Below are 18,919 nucleotides of genomic sequence, written 5' to 3'. Positions count from 1 at the left end.
TTTACAATCATCAACGTTTTCAAGAGCGCAAAAACGGCCTTGCCCCTCTTGAAATGAGGAACAAGGCCGTCGCCTAATCTTTTATTATTTCATTGTCCACTTGACAGGGAGCTGTTCATTATTTTTCTCGGTTTTTAAGATAATGAAATCGAAGAAACTGATAAGTACAAAATACGAAAATAGCCCCAAAAGAAATCAGTAAACCGACATAAAAACCTTGTGGAATAAAGGTTAAAACGAGTTTTGTTTGACCAGGTTCTACATTTACTTTCATAAAACCATTTTGAGCCTTTTGAATATCTACTGGCTTGCCATCAATGGTTGCACTCCATCCCTTATCAAAAGGAAGGGTTAATAGGATAGAAGCTTCTTTACTTGTTTCAAAATTTACTGTGACTCTATTACCATCTGCGCGTGTATCAATGTTTTTTTCTTGGAGTATAGATACTGCTTGTTGGAAAGCTAGTAAATCCAATCGATAAAATTGTGGCAAATCAAATGAAACTTGGTTATTCTCAGGAAAATAAACTTCTATCTGAGCCACTGTATCGGTAGAGAAATTTCCAATATTGAAAAAGGAAAAAGCATTATCAATTGTAAACTCACTTGACTGATTGTTTACAGTGATAATAATTCTTTTTTGATTATCATTTGAGAAAGTAATATTTGGTAAATTTAAATATACCTGACTATTTGCAGGAATTGCAACAATGAAAGTAGCTTTTGCAGCATCCTCAGTTTCAACTTTATTGACAGTCATTCGATTGCCCAATTCAACAGTATTTTGTGATTCAATGTCTTTAAGTGAATAATAATATTTCTGTGATAACCCAGTCAATTGATTTAGGAAGTTTGTTTGGTTGTCAAGAGTTAAATTCGTAAACTTGACATCTTTGTAAACTCCATCCGTTAGAATAGCTAACCCTTGGCTAAAAGAATTTTCGTAGAGACTAATTGTATCAAGACTCTGGCTTAACGAAAAACCATACTTATTTGGATTGCTGGTTGCTAAGTTGTACTTTATTCCAAATAGACTATCAGCTATAATAGTATTATTTTGGTATCGAAGGTTCAGATTAGTACCATCAGATCGAAAACCAAGTTTATCTAATGTTGAGCTAGATGCTCTGTTCCTTATGGAAGAAAATTGAGAAATACCATTATAATTGAATTTCATACTATCATTACCTGTTTGAGGCAAGAGACGCTCCATTCGATAAAACGAATCATTGCTCTCTGCTGTAAACTTTACAAGACTGTCAATTTCTGACAACTTTTCTTCATAGTTAGAACGACTAGGAAAATGCCACTCGTCCGATAAGCCTTGCACTTGGTAATAAGTATGAATTCCGACTTCTAAGAGACTAAATATTACTATGGTGGAAGTTATCCATTTGTAGGATGACTTGTAGCCTAGGATAGCAATAAAAAGAATAAAGTATGCAATCAAAAATTCTAGTGTCAATAAGAAGTTGACATCCACTAGAAAGTCGTAATGATTTTTGAAAAAGTAAGTGGATAAAAATCCAATAAATAGAAATGAAATAACTAATGTGAAGTGTTTTAAGTTAATTTGATCCAAACGTACAACAGTTTCAGCAGCTAGGTAGATGATACCTATTGAAAGAACCCATGCATAGCGATATAAAAACATATTCGGAGCATGCATTCCTTGCCAAAAAAGATTTAGTGGCTGTAAATAAAAACTTGAAATAATGAGTGTAAAGAATAGGCTGTAAGATAGCTTTACAATTGGTTTGATACCTTTTAATGTGAAGAATAGCAAAGCTAGAATCAGTGGGACTAAACCAACAGAAATCATAGGAATGGATCCAAATTTTGTCGTGTCGAAACTACCTACTAAGTTTTTGGCAAAGAAGTCAAGATACCAAGAATCTTCTGTTTTTAGGTTGACAATATTTGTAAATGTCTCGCCGTGAGTTTTTAAATCAAGATAGGTTGGCAACAACATGAACAAGCTACTCAATGCAGATAAGATTGACACAAGTGTAAAGTTTACAAATCTTTTCAATTTCTGCCCCTTTAACCGAGACAATTGTACGAGTGTCCAAATGATTAGAAAAATAGCGGTCATGTAACCAAAGTAATAGTTTTGTACAAATAAGCATGTCAGAGCTAGATAATAAATGATTTGTCCTTTTCCCGTTAATAATCGATGTAAACCCAGAAGAATGATCGGAAGAAGAATAAAAACATCCAGCCAGTTATTAATTTCTAATTGACTAGTACTGAAACTCATTAGGGAAAAACTAGTAGAAAGTAGCAATGCCCACTCTTCTTTTAAATATTGGTGAATGCCTTTTAAACTGACAAAAGTTGACAACCCTATCAATCCAAACTTGACAATAGTGACAAGATAGAGGGCATCTGGCATAGACTGTATATTGAAGAAAAAAACGATGGGAGATAGGAAAGAACCTAAATAATACGAAGACAATGCGTAGAAATTCAGGCCCAAACCGCTAGTAAATGTGTAAAATATTGAGCCATCTCCATGTAAAGCATTTCGCAATGTTTGATTAAATATAACATACTGATGGAAGCCATCACTTGCTAATATAGTTGTGTCACTTCCCCACCAAATTCCTTGAAATGCCAAGACAATAGAAATAATAGTTAGCGGGATAAGGAAAGATAAGAGGTAATAAATGGATGTTTTTGTAAATATTTTTTTCATAGATTTAAAAGAAAATGGAGTGGGAAAGAACTCGACCAGTCTAAAAAGAGTTCGTCAACAATTTTTCGTTTTAAGTTGTTGAGCTGAAACAGTCTATCCCAGACTTCAATTTATGTGAGCTGACTGCCGTCAGCTTATATCTCCAACTTTAAAAGGTCTCCCAGACCTTTTAAACTCCCACCCCCGCACAGCTCCAACAGTCAGAGTAGTGACTGTTGGAGGTTGGAAATGAAGCGAACTCGTTCGCATCAGCCGTAGTGGTCAGATTTGGAGTGTGAAACACGAACTGCTGAGATTTGCTGTGCAAATCTTATCTCCTACCTTTAACAATCTCCCAGACTGTTAAAGCCAATCAACCACTGCGCTGAGATGTTGACACGAACTCTGAGAAGCGAGGCTGGACTTTCTGCCCAGCCTCTTTTTATTATGCTTTCCAAAGTTCTTGTACTTTAGCTTGTACTTCAGCATTTTCCAAAAATTCATCATAAGTTTCGTCGATTCGGTCAATCACGCCATTTTTAGAAATGACGATGATACGGTTTGCTAAAGTTTGAATAAATTCGTGGTCATGGCTGGCAAAGATGATGGATTCTTTAAAAGCTTTCAAACCATCGTTCAGACTGGAAATTGACTCCAAGTCCAAGTGGTTGGTTGGATCATCTAAGACCAATACGTTTGATTTAAGGAGCATGAGTTTTGACAACATCACACGCACTTTTTCGCCCCCTGACAAGACGTTTACAGGTTTGTTAACCTCATCTCCTGAGAAGAGCATACGTCCCAAGAAACCGCGCAAGAAGGTATTGTCATCTTCTTCCTTGCTGGCAAATTGACGGAGCCAATCAAGGATAGATTTGTTTGTATCAAAGTCACGAGTATTGTCTTTTGGTAAGTAGGATTGACTAGTAGTGACACCCCACTTGACAGTACCTTCATATTCAATATCGCCCATAAGCGCCCGAATGAGAGCAGTTGTTTGGATGTCGTTTTGACCAATAAGAGCAGTCTTGTCACCTGGACGTAAGATAAAGTTGATATTGTCAAGAATCGTTTCACCATCGATGACAACCTTTAAGTTTTCAACTGTTAGGAGGTCATTACCGATTTCACGTTCTGATTTGAAGTTGATAAATGGATACTTACGGCTAGAGGGTATGATTTCTTCTAATTCAATTTTATCCAACATTTTTTTACGTGAAGTGGCTTGTTTGGATTTAGATGCATTAGCAGAGAAACGGGCAACGAATTCTTGTAATTCTTTGATTTTTTCTTCTGCCTTTGCATTTCGATCTGCTTGTAAACGGGCAGCCAACTCACTTGATTGTTTCCAGAAGTCGTAGTTACCAACAAAAATCTTGATTTTACCGAAGTCAAGATCAGCCATATGTGTACATACTTTATTTAAGAAGTGACGGTCATGGGATACGACAATGACGGTATTTTCAAAATCAATGAGGAAGTCTTCCAACCAGTTGATGGATTGGATATCTAAACCGTTGGTTGGCTCGTCCAAAAGAAGAACATCGGGTTTACCAAAAAGCGCCTTGGCTAAGAGAACTTTGACCTTTTCACCATTTGTCAATTCGCTCATATTTTGGTAGTGAAGGTCTTCTGAGATGTTGAGGTTTTGGAGTAACTGTGAAGCTTCGCTTTCAGCTTCCCATCCACCAAGTTCTGCAAATTCACCTTCTAACTCGGCAGCTCGGACACCATCTTCATCAGAAAAGTCTTCCTTCATATAGATGGCATCTTTCTCTTTCATGATGCTGTAAAGTTGGTCATTTCCCATGATAACGACGTCAATCACACGTTCATCTTCGTAGTCGAAATGGTTCTGACGAAGGATAGAAAGTCGTTCATCTGGACCAAGGGAAATATGGCCAGTTGTTGGTTCGATATCTCCTGCTAAGATTTTTAAAAATGTAGATTTTCCGGCACCATTAGCACCAATCAATCCATAGGTATTTCCTGCTGTAAACTTAATGTTGACATCATCGAATAATTTACGATCGCTGAAACGTAGCGACACATCTGATACTGTAAGCATAGTTTCTCCTATTTTTCTGTCTATTAGTTTTATTGTACTAGAAAGAACTTGAATTTTCAATGAATTACATTGGAATCAAAATATCTTCATTATACTGTTTGTGGTCTTTTTGAAGACTGAATCCACGTCCTTTAACTTGAGTTGCTGGCATGACAATTAGAAATGCAGTATCGTCGATTGCAAGAATATTTGTTTCAAGTTTTTGAATTTCTGGACGTGAAACGATTGTCATCAGCATTCGTTGTTCTTTACCTGTAAACCCACCAACAACAGGAAATTCAGTAACACCTCGATCAACAACTGTTGTAATGTATTCTTTTATTTCTTCATGATATCTCGATATAATCATTACATTTCGAGAGGAATCAGCACCGGACATCATCAAGTTGACAATATAAGTGATGGTCATCAGTGCAAGGATGGAGTACATCACAGAATCAGGATCAAAAGCAATAAAACCTATAATAACGATTATACCATCAATTATTCCCATTAAAATCCCAATTGGAATCGGGGTTAATTTATTGAGTATTTGAGTAATAATTCCAGTACCGCCAGTTGAAGAATTTCCAAGAAAAACAAGACCAATTCCTATTCCAACAATTATACCACCAAATAGTGCTGCTAATAGCGGATCTTTAGTGAGTGTTGGAAGTGAGTCTGTGAGTTTAAGAAAAAATGGGTAAATATTAGAACCATATACGGTTTTCAAAAAGGTAGTTCTACCTAGAAAAACGTAACATGCAATAAGTAGGGGAATGTTAACGATAAATACAAAGGTGGCAGGATTTATTTCAAATAATTTGTTAATACTAATAGCCAGACCACTTATACCCCCGGAAGCGATGTTATTCGCTAAAAAGAGGCTGTTAAAGCCAACAGCCATGATAAAGGTACCAATGGTAACTAGAAAAAACTCTTTAAATCGTTGCATAATAAGCTCCACAAAAAATAATTCTATACTATTATCCATCATTCTCTTGGTAGCGTCAAGGCTTTACTGACCTTGACTTTCTAATTTTTTGCGGTTATAATAGGTATCAATCAGAGGAGTAGTAAGTGGATAATTTTTAGAGAGTTTGTGGTTGGTGGAAACAAACAAGAGTCGCTTATGAATGGACTGAGTGAATAGAATCTGAACAAATAAGGATTCGGCTAGCAGGCCTTATGTGCGAAAAGATATAAGCTTATTTAATGCTTATAAGTGAGGTGGCACCGTGTCCTTGACGCCCTCGCACAGTTTTCTGTGCGTGGGCTTTTATTATGTAAAAGGAGAATATTTTATGAGTAAACCGATTATTCTAACAGGAGACCGTCCAACAGGCAAATTACATATTGGACATTATGTTGGTTCGTTGAAAAATCGTGTTTTATTACAGGATGCAGGTCAACATGAACTTTTTGTCTTTTTAGCTGATCAACAGGCTTTGACAGACCATGCAAAGGAACCGGAAAAGATTGTTGAATCCGTTGGAAACGTAGCGCTAGATTATCTAGCGGCAGGACTTGATCCAGCTAAGACAACGATTTTCATTCAGAGTCAAATCCCTGAATTGGCAGAATTAACCATGTACTACATGAACTTGGTATCTGTTGCGCGTTTAGAGCGTAACCCAACAGTTAAAACAGAAATTGCTCAAAAAGGTTTTGGCGAAGGAATTCCAGCTGGCTTCTTGGTTTATCCTGTATCACAAGCGGCGGACATTACAGCCTTCAAGGCAAATTTTGTCCCTGTTGGAAATGACCAAAGGCCGATGATTGAGCAGACTCGTGAACTTGTTCGTAGTTTTAATCATGCTTACCAAACAGATGTTTTGGTAGAGCCAGAAGGCATTTATCCTGAAAATGAGGCAGCCGGTCGTTTGCCCGGTCTTGATGGAAATGCAAAAATGTCTAAATCACTTGGAAATGGTATTTATCTGGCAGATGATATGGATACACTCAAGAAGAAAGTCATGTCCATGTACACTGATCCCAACCACATCCGTGTTGAAGACCCAGGTAAGATTGAAGGAAACATGGTTTTCCATTATCTAGATGTTTTCGGACGTGAAGAAGATCGTGCTGAAATTGAAGCTATGAAAGAACAGTACCAACGTGGTGGTTTGGGGGATGTGAAGACCAAACGTTATTTACTGGACATTTTAGAGAGAGAATTAGGACCAATCCGTGAACGCCGTATGGAGTTTGCACAGGATATGGGACAGGTCTATGCAATGTTGGAAGCAGGGAGCCAAAAAGCTCGTCAAGTTGCTGCGACAACTCTTGATCAAGTGAAATCAGCTATGGGAATCAACTATTTTAAATAAGGTTAACAATGAAAGAGCAATGTTGAAAAAATGTTGCTTTTTTCATTTAAATCACAGAGAAGTAAAAAACAAACGTTCGATTTTTATAGATAAAACCGAATAGAATTTTCTGAATTTTTAGGATTGTCAATATTAAAGCGAATAATGATTGACAAATGATTTCAAAATGTTATCATAATAAAAATACAAATAGCAATCAAGCTACACATAAATAAGAAAAGAGGAAGAAAATGTCAAACTGGGACACTAAATTTTTGAAAAAAGGCTTTACTTTTGATGACGTATTACTTATTCCGGCTGAAAGTCATGTTTTACCACACGATATTGATTTAAAAACACAATTAGCACCAAATTTGACCCTTAATCTTCCGATTATTTCTGCTGCCATGGACACTGTAACAGATAGCAAAATGGCTATCGCTATGGCACGTGCAGGTGGTTTGGGTGTCATCCATAAGAATATGTCTATCGCGGAGCAGGCTGATGAGGTGCGTAAGGTAAAACGTTCTGAAAATGGTGTCATTATCGATCCATTCTTTCTAACACCAGAGCACACCATTGCTGAGGCTGAGAAATTAATGGCAACTTATCGTATTTCAGGTGTGCCAATCGTCGACACATTGGAAAATCGTAAATTGGTTGGTATTATTACCAACCGTGATATGCGTTTCATTTCCGATTATTCACAGCCAATTTCTACAAACATGACAAGCGATGCTTTGGTAACAGCGCCAGTTGGAACTGACCTTGCGACTGCTGAGGCTATTCTACACAAGCATCGTATTGAAAAATTGCCATTGGTTGATGAAAATGGGCGTTTGTCAGGCTTGATTACTATCAAAGACATTGAGAAAGTCATTGAGTTCCCAAATGCAGCGAAGGATGAATTTGGTCGTCTCTTGGTTGCGGGTGCTGTTGGTGTCACATCTGATACTTTTGAACGTGCTGAGGCTCTCTTTGAAGCGGGTGCTGATGCGATTGTTATCGATACTGCTCATGGTCACTCAGCTGGTGTTCTTCGTAAGATTAAAGAAATCCGTCAACACTTCCCAACTCGTACCTTAATTGCCGGCAATATTGCCACAGCTGAGGGAGCTCGTGCTCTTTATGAAGCTGGTGTTGATGTTGTGAAGGTCGGTATTGGACCAGGTTCAATCTGTACAACACGTGTCATCGCAGGTGTTGGTGTACCACAAGTGACTGCTATCTATGATGCAGCTGGTGTTGCGCGTGAATATGGAAAAACCATTATTGCTGATGGTGGTATCAAGTATTCAGGTGACATTGTGAAGGCACTTGCAGCAGGTGGTCATGCCGTTATGCTGGGTTCTATGTTTGCAGGAACGGATGAAGCACCAGGTGAAACAGAAATCTTCCAAGGTCGTAAATTTAAGACTTACCGTGGTATGGGCTCTATCGCTGCCATGAAACAAGGTTCGAAGGACCGTTACTTCCAAGCATCTGTAAATGAAGCTAACAAACTTGTTCCAGAAGGAATTGAGGGACGTGTAGCTTATAAAGGATCTGTTGCAGATATGATATTCCAAATGGTTGGTGGACTTCGCTCAGGTATGGGCTATGTAGGTGCTGGCAACTTGACCGAATTGCATGAAAATGCTCAGTTTATCGAAATGTCAGGCGCTGGTTTGAAAGAAAGCCATCCACACGATGTTCAAATTACAAACGAAGCTCCAAACTATTCAGTACAGTAAACAAAAACAAGACCCTGGTTGACAGGGTCTTTCTTTATATGTAAATGTAGTTGACAACTGTTGTAAAGCACCCTTTCACTCCTCGGTAATGTTTCCCTTTTGAATATGGAAAATTTTAAGATTATCAGGCAGCTTATGTAAATGGTCCAAAGATGTCGTAGTTATAAATGTTTGAATCGTATCGGTAATTGTTTCAAGCAATTTCAATTGTCGACTGTTATCAAGTTCGCTCATGACATCATCTAACAATAGAATCGGATACTCTCTTGTCATTTCTTTCATTAATTCTATTTCAGCGAGTTTGAGAGAAAGGACAAGACTACGGTGTTGTCCTTGGCTACCAAAATGGGCGTTCATATCATTTAGAAAGAAGGCAATATCATCACGGTGTGGTCCTACACCTGTATTTTTTTTGAATAAATCACGTTTACGACTATTTTCTAACTCTGTCAAGAAAGTGTCAATTAAATTGACAGAGTTAGTCAAGTTTACTGAAGATAGATATTGAATGGTTAAGGTTTCTTTTTGGTTTGAGATTTCTTGAACTTTGCTGTTGCCATACAATTCTAATTTTTTTAGAAAGTCAATCCGGTGTTGGATAACACGACTACCATACTCTGCTAGTTGATGATCCAATACAGATAAAAAGGTATTGTCTACCGTTTCTGTAGATTTAAGATAGGCATTTCTTTGTTTTAAAACATGGTTATAGCTTGACAAGTCTGAGAGATATATTGGTTTGATTTGTCCCAATTCGACATCAATGAACTTTCTCCTTAAGGCAGGGGCACCTTTGATTAATTGCAAGTCTTCCGGTGCAAAGAGAACAACGTTCATGTGTCCAATGTAGTTTGAAAGCTTTGCTTGCTTGAGATGATTGACTTTTGTTACTCGCCCTTTATCTGTCAAGTGAATGTCAAGCGGAATTTTACCATTTGTACGATGAAGTGTTCCAGAAATAGATAATTCTTTTTCCTGAAATTGTAGAAGGTCTTTATCTGTTCGGGTTCGATGACTCCGTGTCAGGGCTAAAAAATAGATAGATTCTAGCATATTGGTTTTACCTTGGGCATTTTCACCTAAAAAGACATTGAGTCCTTTGTGAAACTCAATATCTAAATGGTTGTAATTCCGAAAATGTTTTAATGCTAATCGTTCCAACCACATGTTTATGTACCAGGGAAACGAACAGGTTTTCTATCAGCTTTTTGAGCTGTTTTTTTTGAAGGAGGGACCTGTTTCTTGTTTTTTTTATTCTTTTGATTCATTTTTTTAACAATGGCAGCTACCCGCTCTTTTTCAGCCTGATCTTCTTGGTATTGCTGAATTTCTTCTGTACTTGGAGCAATAACAGTTATAGTAATACCATGTTCTGGTAGTGCGACTGTGTCACCAATACGGATTTTTTTCCCTCTTCTTTTTTCATCTTCTCCATTAAAAAGGATGGTATTTTCCTCTAAAAAACCTTTGATAGCACCGCCTGAGTGAAGAATACCAGTTGTTTTTAAAAGGGCCTGTAAAGTAATGTAGTCATCAAATAGTTTAAATTCCATATGTCACCTCGTTACAGAATATTATAACACAAAATGGTATCTTTTAGGTTTTATATGCTGAAAGTCCAGTATTATCAAGGCATTTTACAATACTGTAAACCTTTGTAAACCCAATTTGTTCACCTTTTTGTTCACCCTTAGAGGTTTCCAAGTGCCTTCTCATAAAATGTAATAGCATTTTTAGCGTTCTCTTTTGAAAGGTGGCTATAGATGTCCATTGTCATTGATATTCTGGAGTGGCCTAGACGGTGTTGAAGTTCCTTGTAAGGTATTCCAGAGTTAAGCAGTAAACTAGCGTGAGTATGGCGGAAGCCATGAAAACCGATATTAGGCAACCCTATATTCTTGAGGCGTGTTGTCAGTCTGTTTCCTAGAGTTTTATCCTCTGGATAGTCATGAATGAAGTCAGAAAATACAACCGTTTCAGAGCGTCCGAGACTCCAAGCTTCTTGAATTTGTCGCCGTCTATATTCTTTCAACATGGCTACCGTATTGGCATCTATATCTATTTCACGTATGCTAGCGTTAGACTTAGGGGAATTGATTGAACCATAGCGGTTTAGTGTCTTTGTGATGCTGACCGTGGCATTGTTCAAATCAATATCTGACCATTCTAAAGCTAGTACTTCATTGATACGGCAACCAGTAGCCAGCAGAAACTTGTATAAAGTAACTTCATAGTGGTTTCTGTATCTGGATAGGTCTAGGCTATCCAAGTACTTAAGAAACTGTTTAAGTTCCTTATCGTTGAAGTGTTTAACTTTCTGTCTAGTGGCTTTTTTGGCATTCCTTGGTAGAATGACTTCCCGAGCTGGATTGTATGGCAGGACTTGCATGACAACCCCATATTGTAATATACGTTTGTTCAGTGCATGGATTTTGTCATAGTGCAGATAGGCATTGGCTTCCCCAGTGTTTGCTTTGTCTGCTAGCTTGATAATGATGCTTTGAATGAGTGGGGTAGTTAGTTTGTCTAACTTATAGTTTCCAAAAAGTGGAATGACATGCTTTTTCAGCAATATTTTTATATTCCCTTTGGTATTTGGTTTTACTGTATGCTTGTAGCTATTCCACCACAATTCGGCCAATTCTTTGTAATTGGTAATGGTGGCACTCTGATAACGAGTTGATCCGTCTACTTTAAAATCAGTTATAGCTTGTTGAGCTTTGTATTTTACCTCTGTTTTTGTCCTACCCGTTATACTAGTTTTTACTTTCTTGCCAGTAACGGCATCTGTACCCAGATAGATATTGGCACGATAGACGGTTGACCCGTCTTTTTTTCTTATTTCAGTTATTCTCATGATTATCCTTTCCATCAGCAGGCAAGCTATAAAGGTTTTATCATGCGTAGGCTTACGAGAATAGCCCTATTTTCGTTTTTTCTTGTTGGGTAGGGTAAATAACCAGTCGTGTGCCGAAAGCGAATAGAGACGATTTTGGAGCGTTTGACAGGATTGTAAAAGGTGAGATTTTAGAGTTCAACACGCGCTGAATGCTAACAAATGCTAACATACAGCCAATATAGAAGCTATGGTTTGCTATGGTTGCTAAAATATAAAACCTAACAAAACCTAATATTTTTTCAGCAACCGACAAAATCCGACTTTATTTCACTCCACACAGTCCACTAGAAAGCCCCTAGGCGCGTGGAATGGCTTGGCAGGGTAAATATACCAGAGAAGTGTTTGAACGTGATAAGGTGGCTTCTAGGCGCGTGATAGAGGAGATAATGGGAGGATAAACTAAATCCTATTCCTCCAATTCTTTTTCTCGTAAATTTGAAAGTGTATCGGAAGCCCAAATACCATCTTTTAAATATCTTTTTATTTTATATGCGTAACTATTTAGGAGCGAAGATTGTATTTCTATATCCATTTGGGCTTCCAAATCGTCTATATTCTCTGAATATGTAAGCAATCCGTTTGATACTGTTTCAAAATAATCTTGCAAATCTTCAAGAGTTTGAAGAGGGGATTGATTATTTTTCTGGAATAGATAAATATCATTGATTTCAAAAATTCCTAGATTTAAAAAATAAGCTAAGTCTACAACCTTTTTTGTATTTTCCATAGCTAGTTCATCTAGTGGAGCATTATTCGAAAACGTTCTCAACATCTCTTTTACTCTATCCCAGTTATAGTAACTTTTACCTGAACTTCCGTAAAGCAACTGCTCAACTGAAATGTTTCCTATTTTCGCAATTTTTAACAAGTTTTCTTTATTCGGTAAATTGCGACCTTTCTCCCAATTATTAACAGTGCCTTTGCTTGTATTAAAAGCTTTACCAAACTCTTCCATAGTAGCACCTTTGTCTAAACGAATGCTTTTAATTCTACTACCAACTGCAACATTATCTATTTCCAAAACGATACCCCCTTTTTATACATAATAACTTTTTTTTGATACAAAGTAAACAAAAGTATTGATTTATTTTTTAAAAGTGTTATACTTTGAGTATGCAAAAGTAAAGGAGGTGATTAAGTGAGTAGAAAAAACAAGATTCGAGGTTATCGGAACATGTTAGGTTTGACACAGGAACAACTTGGCAAAAAGCTAGGAATGACAAAACAAAGTTATCACAATAAAGAAGTTGGTAAAAACTCTTTCAGTGATGATGAAAAATTGAAGTTTAAACAACTACTTCTGCCGTTGTTCCATGATATTACACTAGAAGATATTTTTTTTTAGTTCAAAGTATGCAAAAGTAAAGAGAAGAGCAGGCAAGTATGGAATTAGTTTACATGGACGGACGGAAAGAGCCGTACACATTGAGCAGTATTATTTCAGATAATGCTGAAATAACTCATCACGCAGTAAAAGAACAAATTAGAAAGCACTTAGCGGAGCTTGAAAAATTCGGAAAGGTTGCATTTAAAATGACACCTTTAGAAAGTGGCCAAAGTAAACGCGACTACATTCTAAACGAACAACAAGCGACTTTACTCATTACATTCTTGAGAAACACCGCCCCAGTTATTGCTTTCAAGTCATCACTAGTCAAAGCATTCTTTGAAATGCGTGACGAGGTGGCAGAATTTCGCTACCAGAGGGCACTAGAGAAGCCCAAGCGTAAGGCGCTACATGAAGCTATTGAAACATGGCAGGGATCCCCAAAACACGCGCACAGCACGGTTACAAACCTTTTACTAAAGGGAACTACTGGAATGAACAAACGCCAGCTAGTGGCACACCGTGGCGGTAAGACAGGCATTGACAGCCTAAACAGTCAAGAGCTTATCAGATACCAAGCGCTAGAAGACATGGCTATTGCTATGATCAACTTAGGCATGACATACCAAGAGATTAAAAATATGGTATTCAGAAAAAACGCACCGCAAGGCGCGTGAGAGCAACAAAAAAAGGCTTTGAGAGCAACCAACTTCCAAGCCTTTGAGGAAAATACTAAAACACAATAAGCAGGCAAGCTATAAGGGTTTTAGAAATATTTTATAGCTAGATTATACCATATCTAGGACATTATGACCATACAGAGGGCGCTAACCCTTAAAACTGGAGCAGAAAAGTATTAGGTGCTGGTATCGGCATTAGTGAGAACTAAACCACCCTAAGAAAATTACACACAGCTAGGCTATTATTTTGGCACAGGCTTACATGACCACGGGGTAACCTGGTAAGTTTGGGGCGGTTATCCGCTGGGGATAGTCTAGGCTTACAAAAAAAATGTATAAGAAAGATGTATAGTAAAGAAACCAAGCCTTTTACACACGGGAAAAGCCCACTAGGGCAACTACACAGACACAATAAAAAAACGAGGTAAGTTAATGACTATCGAAAGTATGCTAGAAATGACCTATGGTGGGAATTTTGAGCAAGAACACACAAATGCAGTTTTTCATGATCTAACTGATCAAGAAAAATTTGACATCGTTGCAGTATCTCAAATAGTTGGAGAAGATACAGAAAATCCTTGGGTGGCTACTATTACCCATGCATTCAAAATGGGAAAAATTGCAGGCATCAGACAAGAGAGGGCGAAAAAATGCAAGAAATGACAATTGAAACAGCATTGACGCTACTAGCAATACTAACACCCCTGAATATTTTCCTATGGCGTCATTTAGGTACTTATCAGCTTCATAGCAAGCCCAAAAACAAGTCAGGGAATCAATATACCAGACCCCTTAAAAACGAGTGTTACGGGGCTTATATTCAATCACAAGGCAGATATTACAATTAGGAGGATGGACATGAGGAAACTAGACCAGGTAGTTGAGGAAATCAAGGAGCAACGCCCAGCACTGTATGGGCTTATCATTGGCATTATAGAAAACAAAATACCAAAAGAGGAAAAAGAACGTTATTTGACACTATCTCAAGAAGAAAGAAAGCAATGGATCATTGACTGGATGGATCTGCTGGAGGTGCAGGCATGACAAAAAACCAACTACCACCACACCTATACAAAGTTTTCAAGCTGTTACCACTTGGAATAGACTTGCCTATCACAGCGCCAGACATTGAAAAGCTGACAGGCTTAGACGTACGAACCATTAGGGAGAATATTCGCCAACTTGTGGTTGATTATGGCATTCCTATTTGTGGTGGCCGTGATAACAAGCTAGGGGGCTACTATATCCCCCAGAATGAAACCGAACGACTTTCTGGAGTGCTACCGCTACAAAGACAGTACGACCAAGAGCATAAGCGTATCCACGCGCTTCTTACCGCTGATTTACAAGATTGGAGGAAGTACAGAGATGAGGCTTGAACTAACCGCACAAAGTGAAACAGACTTAAAAACGGGTATTCTGGAGCTTATAGAGAACTATCTGGAGGCGCGTGAGAAAGCTAAAACAAGGGCAACGGGGCTAATCACAGCCCAACAGTTAAAGAGTGAATTAGACATAGAATACAAGACTTTAAAGCGTTGGGAGGATATAGGGCTAAAACGTTACCAACCACCGATAGAGGACACTAAGAAAATATTTTATAGGGTTAGTGATATTCTGGTATTTTTGGGGGTGGAGAGTGGCAAAAACTAAAGTATATTTCTGGTTAAAGATTGATAAGAAATTCTTTGACAATATTTTTATCAAGAGACTAAAAACCATACCAGGCGGTTATACTATGACGGTTATCTATATTAGACTTATGCTTGAAAGCTTAGAAAGTGACTGTATCTTGTACTATGAGGGCTACTTTGACAATCTCAAGGAGGAGTTAGCTCTAAAGTTAGACGTATCAGAAGATGATATAGATATGACTATGGCATACTTTACCAAGTGTGGCCTTATACAAATTGATGAGGACAAAAATGCTGAAATGCAACAAGCAAAAGCCATGGTTGAGAGCGAAACAAACTGGGCGAATTATAAACGCGAACAACGAAAAAAAGTAAAATTGGAAGAAGTCCAACCATCTTTGACATTTTCCAACTCATGTCCAACAGAGATAGATATAGAGAAAGAGATAGATATAGAGAAAGAACTACATCTAGAACAAGACAAGAAAAAAGTTGACGAGGAAAAAAATCCAATCTTTGAAAAACTGAAAGAGGCTTTTGGTGAAATGTCTGTAAATGGAACAATGATAGCAGAAGTGGAGGACTTGCTGAAAGTTCACGGTCAACCATTGCTACTGTATGCTCTAGAGGTAACTATCTTGAACGCAGGCAAGTCGATCAGATACACTAGGACAATTCTTTCAAATTGGCAAGGTCAAGGATTGAGAACAGCAGAACAGGTAAAGCAACACGAGAAAAAACGACAACAACAAAAACAGTCCAACAATCAACCAGAGCCTACTAACTTTGAAGACTGGAAACCAACACAAGAAAACCCATTTTAGAAAGGAGTGACTATATGCTGACACAATCAGAAATAATCGCAGGAACAAAGACACTAGAGGAGCTTTGTCTTATTCACAAAACCAATCTGATACAGCTTGATAGAGTTGTCAAAATTGCAGGAGAGGATAAACCACGCAAACCCTCCCCATTTTGTCCTGAATGTGTAAGGGAGCAGAGGGATAAGCAGGAACAGGAGGAGGTAGAAAAGCACTTGAATACTGGTATTTATCAGAAAACCTACAATGTTCTTATGAGAGACAGTACGATTCCTAAAGAACTGAAAGATGCTAACTTTGATAATTTTATCGCCGAAACAGCCGAGGAAAAAAAGCTACTATCTTTTGCTAAAGAACAGGTAAAGAAATACCTTAAAGGAATGACAGGGAACACACTTGTTACAGGCTCTACAGGCATAGGAAAGAGCCATCTAAGTGTTGCTATAGCTAAAGCCTTAAACGAGGACTACAAGGAAAAGGGAGAGCCTAAAAGCGTGCTATTTGTCAATCTAACAGAAATCATTAAGCAGATCAAAGAGGGTTGGAATTACGGTAAAGGAGCAAGCCTTACAGAATTTGAGGCGGTGGAACGGCTGAAAAACGCTGATTTTCTTATCCTAGATGATTTAGGGGCTAAGAACGCAACGATAAGCCCCAAAAGTGATTGGGAACAAGATCTATTATTTGACGTGTTGAATAGCCGTGAGAATACGATTATCAACACAAACCTAAACGCTACAGAACTAAAGACGATTTACAATGAACGGAACTATAGCCGTATTCTAAAGGGATTGAAGGGCAATTCTTTCAAGTCATTTACAATCAAGGATAAGCGTTACTCAATCAACAGACTAAAGCAAGGAGAATAAAAAACCATGACATATAAAACATTTTCAGATACACCAAACACATTTACATTTAACTACACATTCAAAGACTTTGATACCGCACAAGTTGCAGGGCACGCGCTTATAGGCTACATAACAGGAACTTATGAGCAACCAGCTATCGAAGTGAGCTACCACAATGACGAACAGGGCGGAGTTGCTAACTGTTTAGCAGTGGAGTATATAGCAGATACTGAACTTACTGAAACATTCCAGCGTATTTGTGATAGTTTTAAGGACTACTACAACAATCCTGAAGAGTTTACAGGCGAAGACTTGGACGACTACGATCAAGAACAGGAAATTGAACAAGAGTATATCCGTCAACGCACGGAACAACTAGAGCAGTCAGAAACCTTTGAGAGTTTGCTAAAAAAGGTGGTAAGGTTAGAACTGGAATTGATGGAACTTGCGGACAGCGTGCTAGATGATGATTATCCTGATATGGCAGTGAATGGGGTATGGGAGAATATGGAGGCTGTAGACCGTAATGCAAGGGCTTTACTGAAAGAGCTGGACACAGAAAGCAATTATTGTGCATTGTGGAAGTATTCAGCAGAATAGCAGAGAGAGGCACCAGCCTCTTTTTGTGCTAAAATTAGAGAGGAATAACATGGTAAAAAATAAAGGTGGCAGACCTACGAAAATGACACAGGGAACGATTAAGAAACTGGAAGAGGCTTTTCTTAGAGGGCTAAGTGATGAGGAAGCCTGCTTATATGCGAATATCTCAAAGCCGACACTATACGATTATTGCAAGAAAGATCCACAGTTTTCTGACCGAAAAGAGCTACTTAAGCAACGACTGAAAACACGCGCAAAGTTGAACATATCTAACGCCATAGAGGACGGAGACATGGCTATTTCCAAATGGTACTTAGAGCGGAAAGATGATGAATTTAAAACCAAGACAAAATTAGAACATGATGGCAATGTGTCTGTATCGTCTCACAATCCATTTGAAGATTTAACCGTAGAGGAATTACGGGCATTGATTTCTGAAAACGAAGAATAATGGTACTTAAACCAATAGTTTTGGGTTTTTACAGTATAGGGGTATTTTTTGAATGAAAGTATTGTATATAGAGACATTTACCAGAGCTATGAAAAAGAAAGGAATAACTCAGGGAAAGGCTGAATTAGACGGTTACCCCTTGACTATTGACTTAGACAACCTTTTTATTGTTATGGGTAGAGATAGTTTTGAATTGGCCAGAATACCAGGAACAAAAGGCGGTTATAGGTATTTCTTTCTTTGCCCCGATTGTGGTAGGCGTTGCAGGAAACTATATAAGCGGTGTCTATATTTTAGTTGTGGGACGTGTCAGCAGATCCATAAGCAGACACTAAACCGTAGTAAGACAGATTGCCAGCATTATTGGGAATGTGCATTAAGAGAGGCTAGGAAGGTAGAGCCAGGTTGGACCCCTAAGCGTGGCGGGTATATGTTTGATAGTTTTCCCAGCCGTCCAAAGAGAATGAAGCGCGATAGGTATTATAAACATTATCAAAGGTTTTTGAACTATGTCAGAAAAGGGGATAGCTATTGGCTGAGAGGGTTATCTAGGTGAAGTACTTTGGCAATTTCCAAAACAAACAAATACTACAAAAAAAGGTTTTGCAAGTTTTGATAGTCCCTAAAAGAAGTTTTCGGAGTTTTCGGAGTCCCTAAAGCTCGAATATATCTTGCATGCTATAAATAAAAAAGGTAGAACCGTCCCACCGCCTACCGCAGACAAGTCTGTTTCAAGGGGCGTTAGAAGGGTTCTACCTCATCTACTTAGATTATACATCAACAATCATTAAAAAACAACCTAAAATAGCAAGGTTTTAGCAAGGTGGCGCGTGATTGAACAGAGAGCGAACAAAGAGAAAATACAAAAAAAGCCAGCACGCATGTACCGA

The 18,919-nt window shown here is 38.1% G+C and carries 20 protein-coding genes and 1 other annotated feature; of the genes, 13 read left to right on the top strand and 7 right to left on the bottom strand.

The window, feature by feature from the left end:
• Positions 1 to 118 precede the first annotated feature (118 nt).
• From ACPC58_RS07385 to ACPC58_RS07375, 3 genes are all read right to left on the bottom strand, one after another.
• Positions 119 to 2,698: a YfhO family protein gene (locus tag ACPC58_RS07385; protein ID WP_434065661.1), complete on the bottom strand. Its 2,580-nt coding sequence runs from the start codon at positions 2,696 to 2,698 to the stop codon at positions 119 to 121.
• 424 nt (positions 2,699 to 3,122) lie between these two features.
• Positions 3,123 to 4,745, bottom strand: coding sequence for an ABC-F family ATP-binding cassette domain-containing protein (locus tag ACPC58_RS07380; RefSeq protein ID WP_434065660.1), 1,623 nt, complete (start codon positions 4,743 to 4,745; stop codon positions 3,123 to 3,125).
• Between the two features lie 64 nt (positions 4,746 to 4,809).
• On the bottom strand, positions 4,810 to 5,682 hold the full coding sequence (locus ACPC58_RS07375) for a YitT family protein (protein WP_434065664.1): 873 nt from the start codon (positions 5,680 to 5,682) through the stop codon (positions 4,810 to 4,812).
• A 93-nt stretch (positions 5,683 to 5,775) separates the two neighbouring features.
• Positions 5,776 to 5,982 (top strand) — a binding site (T-box leader).
• Between the two features lie 46 nt (positions 5,983 to 6,028).
• On the opposite strand from ACPC58_RS07375, the gene trpS reads away from it, so the two are divergent.
• Together trpS and guaB are read left to right on the top strand one after the other, a co-directional pair.
• Positions 6,029 to 7,054: a tryptophan--tRNA ligase gene (gene trpS / locus ACPC58_RS07370; protein ID WP_434065659.1), complete on the top strand. Its 1,026-nt coding sequence runs from the start codon at positions 6,029 to 6,031 to the stop codon at positions 7,052 to 7,054.
• Between the two features lie 230 nt (positions 7,055 to 7,284).
• Positions 7,285 to 8,766: an IMP dehydrogenase gene (gene guaB / locus ACPC58_RS07365; RefSeq protein ID WP_434065658.1), complete on the top strand. Its 1,482-nt coding sequence runs from the start codon at positions 7,285 to 7,287 to the stop codon at positions 8,764 to 8,766.
• 75 nt (positions 8,767 to 8,841) lie between these two features.
• Here the strand turns inward: guaB and recF are convergent, their stop codons facing one another.
• From recF to ACPC58_RS07345, 4 genes are all read right to left on the bottom strand, one after another.
• The gene (gene recF, locus ACPC58_RS07360) at positions 8,842 to 9,933 is read right to left on the bottom strand and encodes a DNA replication/repair protein RecF (RefSeq protein ID WP_434065657.1); all 1,092 of its coding nucleotides are present in this window, start codon (positions 9,931 to 9,933) and stop codon (positions 8,842 to 8,844) included.
• A 2-nt stretch (positions 9,934 to 9,935) separates the two neighbouring features.
• Complete coding sequence (locus tag ACPC58_RS07355; RefSeq protein WP_277837629.1) at positions 9,936 to 10,319, bottom strand: RNA-binding S4 domain-containing protein; 384 nt, start codon at positions 10,317 to 10,319, stop codon at positions 9,936 to 9,938.
• Positions 10,320 to 10,456: 137 nt separating this feature from the next.
• Positions 10,457 to 11,623, bottom strand: a complete 1,167-nt coding sequence (locus ACPC58_RS07350) for a tyrosine-type recombinase/integrase (protein WP_434065656.1) — start codon at positions 11,621 to 11,623, stop codon at positions 10,457 to 10,459.
• Positions 11,624 to 12,071: 448 nt separating this feature from the next.
• Positions 12,072 to 12,686, bottom strand: coding sequence for a helix-turn-helix domain-containing protein (locus ACPC58_RS07345; protein WP_434065655.1), 615 nt, complete (start codon positions 12,684 to 12,686; stop codon positions 12,072 to 12,074).
• A 117-nt stretch (positions 12,687 to 12,803) separates the two neighbouring features.
• On the opposite strand from ACPC58_RS07345, the gene ACPC58_RS07340 reads away from it, so the two are divergent.
• The 11 genes from ACPC58_RS07340 (at position 12,804) to ACPC58_RS07290 (ending at position 18,585) form a co-directional block, all read left to right on the top strand.
• Positions 12,804 to 13,010 carry a helix-turn-helix transcriptional regulator gene (locus ACPC58_RS07340; RefSeq protein WP_434065654.1) on the top strand — a complete coding sequence of 69 codons (207 nt, stop codon included), beginning with the start codon at positions 12,804 to 12,806 and terminating at the stop codon, positions 13,008 to 13,010.
• Positions 13,011 to 13,048: 38 nt separating this feature from the next.
• Positions 13,049 to 13,669 (top strand): Rha family transcriptional regulator, encoded by a 621-nt coding sequence (locus tag ACPC58_RS07335; RefSeq protein WP_434065653.1) that lies wholly within the window; start codon positions 13,049 to 13,051, stop codon positions 13,667 to 13,669.
• 435 nt (positions 13,670 to 14,104) lie between these two features.
• A complete protein-coding gene (locus tag ACPC58_RS07330) occupies positions 14,105 to 14,335 on the top strand; it encodes a hypothetical protein (RefSeq protein WP_274504099.1) in 231 nt (76 codons plus the stop codon).
• 195 nt (positions 14,336 to 14,530) lie between these two features.
• Positions 14,531 to 14,716, top strand: a complete 186-nt coding sequence (locus ACPC58_RS07325; protein WP_434065652.1) for a hypothetical protein — start codon at positions 14,531 to 14,533, stop codon at positions 14,714 to 14,716.
• The gene (locus ACPC58_RS07320) at positions 14,713 to 15,051 is read left to right on the top strand and encodes a hypothetical protein (RefSeq protein ID WP_434065651.1); all 339 of its coding nucleotides are present in this window, start codon (positions 14,713 to 14,715) and stop codon (positions 15,049 to 15,051) included. Before ACPC58_RS07325 ends, ACPC58_RS07320 begins: the two co-directional genes overlap by 4 nt.
• A complete protein-coding gene (locus tag ACPC58_RS07315) occupies positions 15,041 to 15,325 on the top strand; it encodes an XRE family transcriptional regulator (RefSeq protein WP_434065650.1) in 285 nt (94 codons plus the stop codon). Before ACPC58_RS07320 ends, ACPC58_RS07315 begins: the two co-directional genes overlap by 11 nt.
• Complete coding sequence (locus tag ACPC58_RS07310) at positions 15,312 to 16,130, top strand: phage replisome organizer N-terminal domain-containing protein (RefSeq protein ID WP_434065649.1); 819 nt, start codon at positions 15,312 to 15,314, stop codon at positions 16,128 to 16,130. The genes ACPC58_RS07315 and ACPC58_RS07310 overlap by 14 nt, the downstream gene beginning before the upstream one ends.
• Before the next feature lie 14 nt (positions 16,131 to 16,144).
• Complete coding sequence (locus ACPC58_RS07305) at positions 16,145 to 16,996, top strand: ATP-binding protein (RefSeq protein WP_434065648.1); 852 nt, start codon at positions 16,145 to 16,147, stop codon at positions 16,994 to 16,996.
• Between the two features lie 6 nt (positions 16,997 to 17,002).
• Positions 17,003 to 17,578 (top strand): hypothetical protein, encoded by a 576-nt coding sequence (locus ACPC58_RS07300; protein WP_434065647.1) that lies wholly within the window; start codon positions 17,003 to 17,005, stop codon positions 17,576 to 17,578.
• A gap of 49 nt (positions 17,579 to 17,627) precedes the next feature.
• Complete coding sequence (locus ACPC58_RS07295; RefSeq protein WP_434065646.1) at positions 17,628 to 18,029, top strand: hypothetical protein; 402 nt, start codon at positions 17,628 to 17,630, stop codon at positions 18,027 to 18,029.
• A gap of 52 nt (positions 18,030 to 18,081) precedes the next feature.
• Positions 18,082 to 18,585, top strand: coding sequence for a hypothetical protein (locus ACPC58_RS07290; RefSeq protein WP_434065645.1), 504 nt, complete (start codon positions 18,082 to 18,084; stop codon positions 18,583 to 18,585).
• Positions 18,586 to 18,919: the final 334 nt, after the last annotated feature.

The sequence above is a fragment of the Streptococcus sp. VTCC 12905 genome (genome assembly GCF_049893385.1).
Lineage (GTDB): Bacteria > Bacillota > Bacilli > Lactobacillales > Streptococcaceae > Streptococcus > Streptococcus suis_AA.
The sequence above is the reverse complement of the archived record's forward strand: the minus strand, read 5'-3'. Positions and strand labels throughout refer to the sequence as shown.